Source organism: Cupriavidus sp. YAF13 (assembly GCF_052113425.1).
Lineage (GTDB): Bacteria > Pseudomonadota > Gammaproteobacteria > Burkholderiales > Burkholderiaceae > Cupriavidus.
The window spans coordinates 1-11020 of record NZ_JBFRDD010000103.1 but is presented as its reverse complement, the minus strand read 5'-3'; the positions used below and the strand labels follow the sequence as shown (position 1 = coordinate 11020).

Below are 11020 nucleotides of genomic sequence, written 5' to 3'. Positions count from 1 at the left end.
CCCCTTCCCATCCCGAACAGGACCGTGAAACGACTCCACGCCGATGATAGTGCGGATACCCGTGTGAAAGTAGGTAATCGCCAGGCTCTCCCTTGAAACCCCCCAGTACGAAAGTACTGGGGGGTTTTGCTTTTGCGGCTGCGGTTTGTGCGATCGAAATAGCGATCGGGTAGATTCAAACCTATCTCGTCATAAATTCGGTATAATTGAGAATTATTCGCATTTAATTCTCAAAGGCTTGACGCCAGATCGTTCGAACCATGTCAGCGCCCGAAACCCCGATCCAGCCAATCGAAGTCCTATACAGCGAGCACCATGGCTGGTTGCGGGGCTGGCTGCGCAAGAAACTGGGCAACGTCTTCGATTCGGCGGATCTTGCGCACGACACCTATGTGCGCGTCATGGCCTCGGGCAAGACGCCGCGAGCGGATCAGTCGCGCCGGCACCTGACCCAGATCGCGAATGGCCTGGTCATCGATTTGTACCGCCGCCGCCAGATCGAAGCGGCCTATCTGGATGCCATCGCGCTGCTGCCGGAAGTGAAGGTGCCGTCAGAAGAGACCCGGGCTGTGGTGGTGGAGGCCCTGATCGAGATCGACGCTATCCTGCACGGCCTGCCAGGAAAGGCGCGCCTGGCCTTGCTGCTATGCAAAGTGGACGGACTGAGCTATCGGGAAATCGCCGAGCGTCTCCACGTTTCGGTGTCGTCTGTCGAAAAGTACATCGCTGCCGGACTACAGGCCTGCTATCAGGCAATGTATGAGCTTCCCCGCTGACAGGGTGCGCCGGGAATCCGCCCAAGCCCCCGTCGATCCCATCATCATCCGACGGGCCGCCGAGTGGGTGGCCCGCCTGTGGTCCGGGGATGCCACTGACGCCGACAAGGCAGCCTGCGCCCAATGGCGCGCCGCACATCCCGACCACGAGCGTGCATGGAATCGCCTGCAGGTGATGGAGGGCAAGCTCGACAGCGTGCCCCGCGAGATTGCGAGGCAAGCTCTGCTTAAACCGGCGGTCGCGGGGTCTAGACGACGCCGGGTCTTGCAGGTACTGGGATTGGCCGTCGCGGGGCGCCTAGCCTATTCGGTGCGCGAGTCCGACACCTGGCATGCCGCCGTCTCGGATCACAGTACACGGATAGGCGAAATCCGCGCGATCGACTTGCCCGACGGTACCCGCGTCGTTCTCAACACCGATACGGCCATCGACGTGCGCTATGACGGGCAGGAGCGCCGGGTAATCCTCCATGCGGGTGAGATCCTGGTCGCAACCGCTCGCGACACGGCGATGGTCCACCGCCCATTTCGGGTGCAAAGCCGGCAAGGCTGGGTCGAGGCGCTTGGCACCCGTTTCACGGTACGACAGGACGCCGATGTCTCACGCGTGGCCGTGTTCGAAGGCGCTGTTGACGTACACCCCACGCGCGCCGCAGATGCCGTCAGGGTGAGTGCCGGGCAGCGTACGGTGTTCGCCACCGATCAGGCCGAACCTCCCGTGGCGGGGCAGGAGAGCGCTGCTGCATGGGCCAGCGGCACGCTGGTGGCGGACAACATGCGCGTCGCGGATTTCCTGGCTGAACTTGGCCGCTACCGGCCAGGCCTGCTGCACTGCGACCCGTCTATCGCCAGCCTTAGGGTGACCGGGGTGTTCTCGCTGCCTGACACCGACCGGGCGTTGCTCAACCTGACCTTGGGTTTACCGGTCGAGGTTATCTACCGGACGCGCTACTGGGTGACGGTTCGGGCTAGGTAGGCACGCCAGCGCCTCGCGCCAGGCGTGGCGATGGTTCCGATGGCGCCTGGTTCGTCATTCCGCCCACTGTTACAAATTTCTTGGGGAGTGGCATTGCGGTTTTTGCCTTCTCGTTCGGAAGACGTAATGAGCAGCACAAATCTTCCGAACCGAAAGGCCTTCACCATGGCATGTCGCCAAAAACAGAATCAGGCTCCCTCACAACTGGCACGCAGAGCTGGCCGCCGCGCCCCTGTGCTCCAGATAACGACTACCGCCACAGCGGCCCGGGTGTCACTCTTGATAGGGCTGGCGCTTGGCGTCCAGGCTATCGCGGCTCCTTCAGCGCATGCTCAGCCGACAGGTCAGCGCATGGCGGAACCCAAGCGCGTCTACAACATCCCGGCAGGCTCGCTGGGCCTGGCGCTGACAAGCTTTGCCAGAACGGCGGGCGTGGAGTTGTCGGTGGACGCTGCGCTGATTCAAGGCAGGGCCAGCGGGGGCCTTGCAGGGAGCTTTACGGTACAAGATGGATTTGCAGAACTGTTGCGCGGGCAGGGGCTGCAAGTTGTTCGCGGAGCCAACGGCACCTACTCTTTGCGGGCTGGCCCCGCGGCGGCTCCCACCGCGGCCGAAGYGAACGCCTCGACATTGCCCGCGGTAACAGTGATGGCCAGTGCAGGGCAGGAGAGCGCCTGGGGGCCGGTGAACGGCTATGTCGCCAGGCGCAGCGCCACCGCCACCAAAACCGATACGTCTTTGCTTGAGGATCCGCAGTCCGTCTCCGTGATTACGGCCGATGAAATCGGGGACCGAAAAGCGGAGTCGCTGGATGAAACGCTGCGCTACACCGCCGGCGTCACCCCCAACCAACGATCCCTGGGCAGCGATGATTCCTCCTTGTTGCGCGGCTTCACGATTGAGGACACCGGGATCTTTCTGGACGGGCTTCGCAATTCAGGGCGCACCTTTGCTACCGCGATCGAGCCATACGGGCTTGAACGCGTCGAGGTGCTGCGCGGGCCTGCGTCTGTCCTATACGGACAAGTCCCCCCGGGCGGCCTGGTCAACGTCGTCAGCAAGCGCCCGACCGCGGAGACCATTCGCGAGATCGGCGTGGAGTACGGCAGCTATGACCGCAAGCAAATCAAGGGCGATTTTGGCGGCGCGATCGACGCCGCGGGTACCTGGACGTACCGGCTCACGATGCTGGGCAGGGAGTCGAACACCCGGCTGGACCATGACCAGGACAAGCGGCTGTACATCGCCCCTGCGTTGACCTGGCAACCAAGCGCAGACACCAGGCTGACATTGCTGGCACGCTACCAGAAGGACAATCAGCAATACGCCTTCCCCAATCAACTGCAATCCCCGGGATCGCTGGGGCAGGTCAACCCAGGTGTCAACATCGCCGGCTACGACAATCGTTTTGATCGTACCAACAAAGCGATCGGTTACGAGTTCGAGCACCGGTTCAATGACACCTGGTCGGTGCGGCAGAACCTGAGATACAACGATCTCAACAATGACCGAACGGACCTCTTCCCGACCGCCTTGCGGTCCGATGGAAGAACCATCGACCGTTACTTCTGGCCAGTCAAGACCCAATCCAAGAGCCTCTATGTGGATACGCAGGTGCAGGCACGCTTCACCACCGGGCCCTTGGCGCACAGCGTACTGCTCGGGGTCGACTATGCCAGGATACGCAATACCGACAACTATCCCTATGCGGTGGGATTCGTGGACCCCATCGATCTCTACAACCCTGTCTACGCCAAGCTGCCGCTGGTTCCCGCTGACAACCCGACCCGTCAAAACGCGCCCTCGCGGCAGATCGGCCTGTACGCGCAAGACCAGCTCAAATGGGATCGCTGGGTGGTGACCGCTGGATTGCGGCACGACAACGTGCAGCAATCCAGTCGCACGATCGCGCTGGACACCGGCGCGAGCACCGTCGGTTATGACCAGTCCGCGAATGCGATGACCGGGCGCCTGGGTGCCGTGTACCTCTTCGATTCCGGGTGGGCTCCCTATCTCAGCTATGCAACCTCATTTGCGCCGGAGATTGGTACGAGTGTCTCGGGTGCGCCGCTCACGCCCTCGCGCGGCAAACAGGTCGAAGCCGGCGTGCGGTATCAGCCTGCCAACAAGAGGAGCATTTACACGCTGGCGCTGTTCGACCTGCTTCGGCAGAACGTGACGACCGCCGCGCCGGGAAATCCGGGGAGGGTCCTCCAGACGGGCGAAGTGTCGTCGCGCGGCCTGGAGCTTGAGGCACGCACGGAGTTGACCCGCAATTTCAGCGTCATTGCGCAATACACGTATCTCGATACGGACATCACGAAGAGCAACAATGGCGACCAGGGACTGCCGCAAAAGGGAGCGCCCAAGCACAGCGCGTCAGCCTGGGGTAAGTACGCGTTCACGATCGGGGACTCGTTTCGGGCGTTCACGGCGCTGGGGGTTCGCTATCTCGGGAAAATGCGCTCCAATTCGGATGGCGGAAACAACAATCTCATGAATCCGAGCCTGACCCTTTGGGATGCGGCAGCGGGGGTAGAGCGCGGTCCYTGGCGCCTTACGCTCAACATCAACAACCTGCTGAACCGGCAGGCCTTGTATGACTGCGGCTATCTGCCGGGCGTTTGCTATCGCAGCGCGGAGCGCACCGTCAACGTCAGCGCAGCGTATCGGTTCTGATGCGGCCGGCTCTGGTCGCTTTGCATCGCTACGTTGGCCTGGTGATGGCGGGCTTCCTGCTCATCGCCGGGCTGACCGGCAGCCTGCTGGCGTGGGAGCACGAGCTGGACGACATGATCAATCCAGCGCTGTTGCGCGCCGAGGCGCCGGCACCTGGCGCGGCACTGCTGGATCCCTTGGTGCTGCGCGAGCGGGTCATGCGGCAATATCCGGATGCCCGGATGCCATACGCGCCGCTTAAGGTGGAGCAGGGGCGGTCTGTCGTGTTCTTCCTGCAGGCGGCGCAGGCCGCGGAACTGCCGAACGATGAGGTCTTCGTCAACCCATATACGGGCGCCGTGCAGGGCGAGCGCAAATGGGGCGACATCCGCCAAGGCATGAAGAACATCATGCCATTCATCGAGCGGCTTCACTACTCTCTGGCGCTGGGGACGGCGGGCACCTACGCCTTCGGCATCGTCGCGTTGCTGTGGTCCCTGGACTGCTTCGTGGGCGCCTTCCTGACCTTTCCCGCACGCATGCGCAAGCCTGCGGGCAAAGGAGCGAAGGCAAGCGGTGCATCCTGGCCGGCCCGCTGGCACACGGCGTGGACCGTGCGCTGGCATGGTGGCAGCCACAAGCTGAATTTCGACCTGCATCGCGCAGGAGGCCTGTGGGCCTGGGCCATGCTCTTTGTCCTCGCCTGGAGCGGCGTCTCGTTCAATCTCGTGGAGGTCTATGAGCCGGTGATGAAGGCCGTGTTCGCGCACCAGCCGGGCGATGAGATGCTGGTGATGCCTGCGAATGCCCGGTCCGAGCCCGGCCTTGACTGGGATGAAGCCCGCGAGGTCGGCCGGCGCCTGATCGCACAGCTGGCTCGGGCGCACGGCTTCACCGTGATCGAGGAAACCGGCTTGTTCCATGACAGTGCCTTGGGCGTCTACCGCTACACGGTGCGAAGCAGCCGGGACTTGCGCGAGGATGGCGGCCTGACGACCGTGGTGTTCGAGGCCGGGACTGGCATGCAGACGGGTTCCTGGCTGCCCACCGGCGCAGCCAGCGGCGACACCATCCGGAGCTGGATCTCCAGCCTGCACATGGCCACGCTCTGGGGGCGGCCATTCAAGGCCTTCATGTGCGTTCTGGGATTGCTGGTGGCCATGCTCAGCGTCACTGGCACAGTGATCTGGATGAAGAAGCGCCGCGCCAAAGCGAAGGTGAAAAAGCGAAGGTGAAAGCCAGACGTACCTGAGGCCAAAGGCATTGCAGCCGGCAGATCGCGCCGGCTGCAATGCCCCGCGGTTCAGACTCAGGCTCAAGCCTTCTTCAACTGCTCCCGGATCGGCAGCGCGCGGATGCGACGGCCGGTAGCCGCAAAGATCGCATTGCACAGCGCAGGCGCAATGGCCGGCATGGCCGGCTCACCGACGCCGCCAAGCGGTGCGTCGAACCTGCCCGGCACCAGATRCACATGGATCTGGCGCGGCGCCGAGGGCGCGCGCATCACCTCGTACTGGTGGAAGTTGTCCTGCTGGGCGCGCCCGTCCTTGAAGGTGATCTCGCCCGTGGTGGCCAGGCTGATGCCCATGATGCAGGCGCCTTCGACCTGCGAGCGGATGCGGTCCGGGTTGACCTGCGCGCCGCAGTCCACCGCCATGTCGATACGCGGCACGCTGATGCTGCCGTCATCGGCCACCGCCACTTCGATCACCGCCGCCACGTAGGTCACGAAGCTGTAGCAGACAGCTAGCCCCAGCCCGCGTCCCTTCGGCAGCGTCTTGCCCCAGCCGGCTTCGCGCGTGGCCAGTTCAATCACGCCGCGCAGGCGGCCGATATCAAGAGGATACTGCTGCGGCGATTCGCCGTAGTTCCAGGTATCGGACAACTGCGTCGGGTCGATACGGCGGTCCGGGCCGAGCAGCGCCAGCAGGTAGTCGCGATGGTCGCGCCCTGCCGCCGTCGCCAGTTCGGCCGCGAACGATTGCACGGCGAAGGCGTGGGGGATGTTGGACACCGAGCGGAACCACCCGATGCGGGTGTGCGCCTCCACCTCGGGGTTTTCCACGCGCACGTTGGGAATGTCGAATGGCATGTTCACCGCCGACATGCCAAGCTCGAACGTGGCTTCGTTCTTTGCGCCGGCCACGAAGGTGGACGTGATGGTGGAGGCGGCGGTGCGATGCAGCCATGCCTGCGTTTTGCCGTCGGTGCCGAGCATGGCTTCCATGTGCTCGACGGAAACGGTGTGGAAGTAGTCGTGATGCAGGTCGTCGTCGCGCGTCCACGTCACCTTGACAGGCTTGCCACCCATGGCCTTGGACAGCAGCGCGGCCTCGGCGGCGAAGTCCGGCTTGGACTTGCGGCCAAAGCCGCCGCCCAGCAGCGTCACGTGCACCGTGACGTCCTCCGGCTTCAGGCCGAGATGCCCGGCCACGGTTTCGCGCGTGGCCTGCGGCGCCTGCACCGACGTCCAGACTTCGCACTTGCCATCGGCGATGCGCGCCGTGGCAACCGGCGGCTCCATCGTGGCGTGCGCGATATGCGGCAGGTAATACTGCGCGGTAATGCGCTTGCCGGGGCCGGACAGGGCGGCCATCGTGTCGCCCTGGTTGCGCACCACCTTGCCGGGCTGGCTTGCGGCCTTTTCCATCGCGGCGCGGAACGCACCGGACTCGTAGCTGGCGTTGGGGCCATCGTCCCAGCGCAGCTTCAGCGCCTCGCGGCCCTTGATGGCCGACCAGGTATTGGTGGCAATCACCGCCACGCCGCCAAGGGGGTTGAACAGGGCGGGCGCGGGGCTGCCGGCCAGCTCCACCACCTTGATCACGCCAGGCACCTTCATCGCCTGCGTGGAGTCAACGCCGGCGAGCTTGCCGCCGAACACCGGCGGGCGCGCGATGACGGCGTACAGCATGCCGTCGAGCCGCACGTCGATGCCGTACTGCGCGCGGCCAGTGGCGATGTCGTGGCCATCGATGCTGCGCGTGCTGTCCTTGCCGATATAGCGGAATTGGGCCGGATCCTTCAGCTTGAGGCTGGCGGCAGCCGGCACGGGCAGGCGCGCGGCATCCTTTGCCAGCGCACCAAAGCCAAGGCTCTTGCCGCTCGGCACGTGGACCACCGCGTGGTTGCGTGCCTGGACTTCACTCACCGGCACATTCCAGCGGGCGGCGGCGGCAGCTTCCAGCATCATCCGCGCACTTGCGCCTACGCGCCGCATGGGCTCGAAGAAATGCCGCACGCTGCGCGAGCCGTCGGTGTTCTGGTTGCCGTAGCGGATTTCATCGCCGGGCGCCTGCACCACCAGCACCTGCGCCCAGTCGGCTTCGAGCTCGTCGGCCACCACCATCGGCAGGCTGGTGCGCACGCCTTGCCCCATCTCGGAGCGGTGGCAGACGATGCTTACCTTGCCATCTTCGGCAATGGAGAGGAACACCAGCGGGCTATCCACGGCGCCGCCAGGCATGCCGTCGCGGCCGTACTTCTTGGGCTCATCCGCTGCCAGCACGATGCCGTCCAGGCCAACAGTCAACGTCAGGCCGGCGAGGGCACCCATGCTCTTGAGCCAGGTGCGGCGCCCGGCAGATTGCAGCGTGCTCATTTGGCGCTCCTCTTGCCGGTCGGCTGGGCAGACGGCTTTGCAGTCACGCTCGATCCGGCAACGTGCTGGATGGCGGCGCGGATGCGCGTATAGGTGCCGCAGCGGCAGATGTTGCCGCTCATGGCCCCGTCGATGTCTTCTTCGCTCGGGTGCGGGTTGGCGTGCAGCAGCGCGGTGGCGGACATCAACTGCCCCGCCTGGCAGTAGCCGCACTGCGGCACGCCGAATTCCTCCCATGCGGCCTGCAAGGCCTGCCCGATCTTGTCGGCCGACAAGCCCTCGATGGTGGTGATTTTCTTGCCGGCTACCGCCGAGATCGGGGTCACGCAGGAGCGGATCGGCTGGCCGTCCAGGTGCATGGTGCAGGCGCCGCACAGGGCCATGCCGCAGCCAAATTTGGTGCCGGTCAGGCCGAGGTGATCGCGCACCGCCCACAGCAGCGGGGCGTCATCGGGCAGGTCGATCTTTTGCGGCTTACCGTTGATCGTGATGGTTCTCATGTTTTTTTGTGGGGGATGGTGCAACGGGGACGAGGGCTGGCGAACGAGCCAGGTGCCTGCGCTGCTTTGCGCAACGCGCATTGTGATGCCGGCGGCGGGCGTCGGGGAATGGCTGGCTCGGGATTTGTCAATTCCAGAAACTGGAATTGTGGCGATGCGAAGAGGTGGGACGGGGAGGAACCGGCCACCCCGCGCTGCGATCCAGGAATGCAGGAACGCCCCGTGGACGCCACAGCCACGGGGCTGTTTCCTGTGCCGGGACCGTCAGCTTGCGCTGCTGTCCCGGCGCCGCTCAATGCAGATGCGGCAGTACCTTGGTGTGCTCGGCCTGCACCGCTTGCAGCTCATGCGGCTTGAGTCCAAGCAACGCGAGAATGGTCGGCGCGATCTGGTTGGTCTGGACCGGTTCGTCGACGATGTTCTGGTCGATGCCTGCGCCCCATACAACGATGGGTACGTGACGGTCCTGCCTGGCATCACCGCCGTGTTCGGCGATCTTCGACAGTTTGCCGCCGGCCCAGACGGTACCTTGCTGCGCAATGCCGACGAGATCCGGCACGCGATCGTCGCCGCGCGCCACGCCGAATAGGTCAGCGGCTTCTTCGCCGGCGTAGATCTTGCTGACGCCCGCCTGGCTGAAGGCCTTGGCGATGGCATTGCCGGCAGCGTCGGAGCCGAGCCCGTTGCCGGAATAGCCGAGCAGGAAGCTCCTGGCAAAGCTGATGGCCGCGGGGGAGCGGTCGTTGAACCACATCAGGATCCCGTCATCGTCGATCGCATGGGCCACCAGATGGGATTTGGACGCGTCCTTGCACGTGGCGGCGTATTTTTCCCAGGCGCAGTTCAGCGCGTCGATCATGTCGCCGTCGTTGATGATGGTGAGATCAGCGCGGTTCTGCGGGGACTGGCCGTGCTTGGCCGACAGGACCACCACGGTGCTGGTGCGGTCGAGGGCGCCGACCAATGTCGTCAGCTGGTTGTTGACGAAGGTCAGCGCGCTTTGCAGCACCACGCCGGGCGCGGTCCCGTTCATGGTGTAGCCGCCCAGGCCGCCGGCAACCTTGGTGGCGGTGTTGTTCGGATCCGTGTAGTAGCTGGATTTGTTGAGCTTCTGCGCGGTCGACACGGCCTGGAAGTTCATGCCGAAGATGGCGGGGGTGCCCGGCGAGCCGTTGCCGGCATGATCGTGGCCCTTGATCCAGTTGAGGACGGCTTGTACCTTGAAGCTGTCGTAGCGCTGTGTGTTGGTGTTGTCCTTGGTCCAGTCGTCACCCGGGCCGGCGGGCAGCGACGGATCGGTGACCGAGCTGTTGATTTCGGGGGCAAACAGATCGTCGATGCCCTGGCCGGACGGCCCGTTGAGGATCTCGTAGGCGGCGTGCTTGTCTGACCAGGCGGTGCGCAGTCCATGCTTGTGCGCGACCTCGAAGATCGTGTTGACCTTGAGATACTGATGCGGATAAACCGGCTGGCAGGTCTGCGCTGAGACCGGCAGCAAGGCCGGGTTGATCAGGTCTTGCGGGTGCCCGGTCAGCTGCGAAATCCTGGAGAAATCCGAGTACAGGCCGGGGATGCCTTGCCCGCTGTCCAGCCGGTTCAGGTCTTTCGCAATCACTTCTGCGTAATACACTTCAGCGCCAGGCTTGGTGCTGCGGCAACTGGCTGCCGTGGTGCCGGCCGGCAGCAGGCTGCGGCTGTAGGCGTCGTCGTAGTAGATGCCGGTGGTCCTGGGGTTGCCACCCGTGGCCTGGCCAACCATGCCGGGGAAAGAGTCCGAGGGGAACGGCGTTTGCGCATTCCGGTAGGCAACGCCATGGCGGACCAGTTGCGCAAGGGTGGAAGCCGGATTTGCGTTGACGAACCAGTCCAGGTCGGCCTGATGCAGGCCATCGACCGAAACCAGCAGCACATGCTTGGCACGCGGCTGACGGGCGTCGTCGTCCGCGCGTGCGGACGTGGCCAGTCCGCATGACAGCGACAGCGCCACCGCCAGGGTAAGCCTTTTTGTTGCTCGCATGATATCTCCTCGAATGACTGCCACAGGGCAGCCGGGAGACGCTATCAACCGCCCATGTCCGATCGGTGTCAGCGAATGGCCGGAGAGGTAACAAATTGTATGGGTGTCTTGAGGCACCCTGAGCTGCGCATGCCGCCGCGAGGGGAGTGAGCGGATCGAGCATGAGGCGCCCCGCGACACCGCATCTCAGGCGGTGTCGTGGCGGATGGCCAGTTGCGGGTATGACATCAGGCGTTGGCACCTTCGGTGAAGACGTCGACCTTGCCGCTGCGAGCGCCGTCGGTGTAGGCATCGAAGCTGCGGGCCGGCGTAGCCGATACGCCGGTGCGATCCAGGCCGGCAACCAGCGCGCCATCCGTGTACGGGTCAAACTTGCCGGCACGTGCGCCATCGGAGTAGGCATCGAATCCGCGAGCCGGCGTAGCCGAGACACCCGAGCGGTCGAGGCCGGCGATGCGGGCGCCTTCGGTGAAGGTATTTCGGTGAAGGTAT

The 11020-nt window shown here is 64.4% G+C and carries 7 protein-coding genes, 1 rRNA gene and 1 pseudogene; 5 read left to right on the top strand and 4 right to left on the bottom strand.

All coding sequences use genetic code 11. From position 1 onward, the window contains the following. From rrf to AB4061_RS39650, 5 genes are all read left to right on the top strand, one after another. A 5S ribosomal RNA gene (rrf, locus tag AB4061_RS39670) occupies positions 1–86 on the top strand; the annotation flags it as partial. Positions 87–260: 174 nt separating this feature from the next. Continuing rightward, positions 261–776, top strand: a complete 516-nt coding sequence (locus tag AB4061_RS39665; protein ID WP_441641527.1) for a sigma-70 family RNA polymerase sigma factor — start codon at positions 261–263, stop codon at positions 774–776. Continuing rightward, on the top strand, positions 760–1752 hold the full coding sequence (locus tag AB4061_RS39660; RefSeq protein WP_441641526.1) for a FecR domain-containing protein: 993 nt from the start codon (positions 760–762) through the stop codon (positions 1750–1752). Before AB4061_RS39665 ends, AB4061_RS39660 begins: the two co-directional genes overlap by 17 nt. Before the next feature lie 351 nt (positions 1753–2103). Then, complete coding sequence (locus tag AB4061_RS39655) at positions 2104–4431, top strand: TonB-dependent siderophore receptor (RefSeq protein ID WP_441641525.1); 2328 nt, start codon at positions 2104–2106, stop codon at positions 4429–4431. Positions 4432–4451: 20 nt separating this feature from the next. Next, on the top strand, positions 4452–5645 hold the full coding sequence (locus AB4061_RS39650) for a PepSY-associated TM helix domain-containing protein (protein WP_441641524.1): 1194 nt from the start codon (positions 4452–4454) through the stop codon (positions 5643–5645). An 80-nt stretch (positions 5646–5725) separates the two neighbouring features. Here AB4061_RS39650 and AB4061_RS39645 read toward each other — a convergent pair whose 3' ends face one another. The 4 genes and pseudogenes from AB4061_RS39645 to AB4061_RS39630 all read right to left on the bottom strand — a co-directional run. Continuing rightward, the gene (locus AB4061_RS39645; RefSeq protein ID WP_441641523.1) at positions 5726–8011 is read right to left on the bottom strand and encodes a molybdopterin cofactor-binding domain-containing protein; all 2286 of its coding nucleotides are present in this window, start codon (positions 8009–8011) and stop codon (positions 5726–5728) included. Continuing rightward, positions 8008–8511 carry a (2Fe-2S)-binding protein gene (locus AB4061_RS39640; RefSeq protein WP_441641522.1) on the bottom strand — a complete coding sequence of 168 codons (504 nt, stop codon included), beginning with the start codon at positions 8509–8511 and terminating at the stop codon, positions 8008–8010. The genes AB4061_RS39645 and AB4061_RS39640 overlap by 4 nt, the downstream gene beginning before the upstream one ends. A gap of 292 nt (positions 8512–8803) precedes the next feature. Next, positions 8804–10528 carry an alkaline phosphatase family protein gene (locus AB4061_RS39635; protein ID WP_441641521.1) on the bottom strand — a complete coding sequence of 575 codons (1725 nt, stop codon included), beginning with the start codon at positions 10526–10528 and terminating at the stop codon, positions 8804–8806. A 227-nt stretch (positions 10529–10755) separates the two neighbouring features. After that, positions 10756–11020, bottom strand: a pseudogene (locus tag AB4061_RS39630) (copper resistance protein CopQ); the annotation flags it as partial.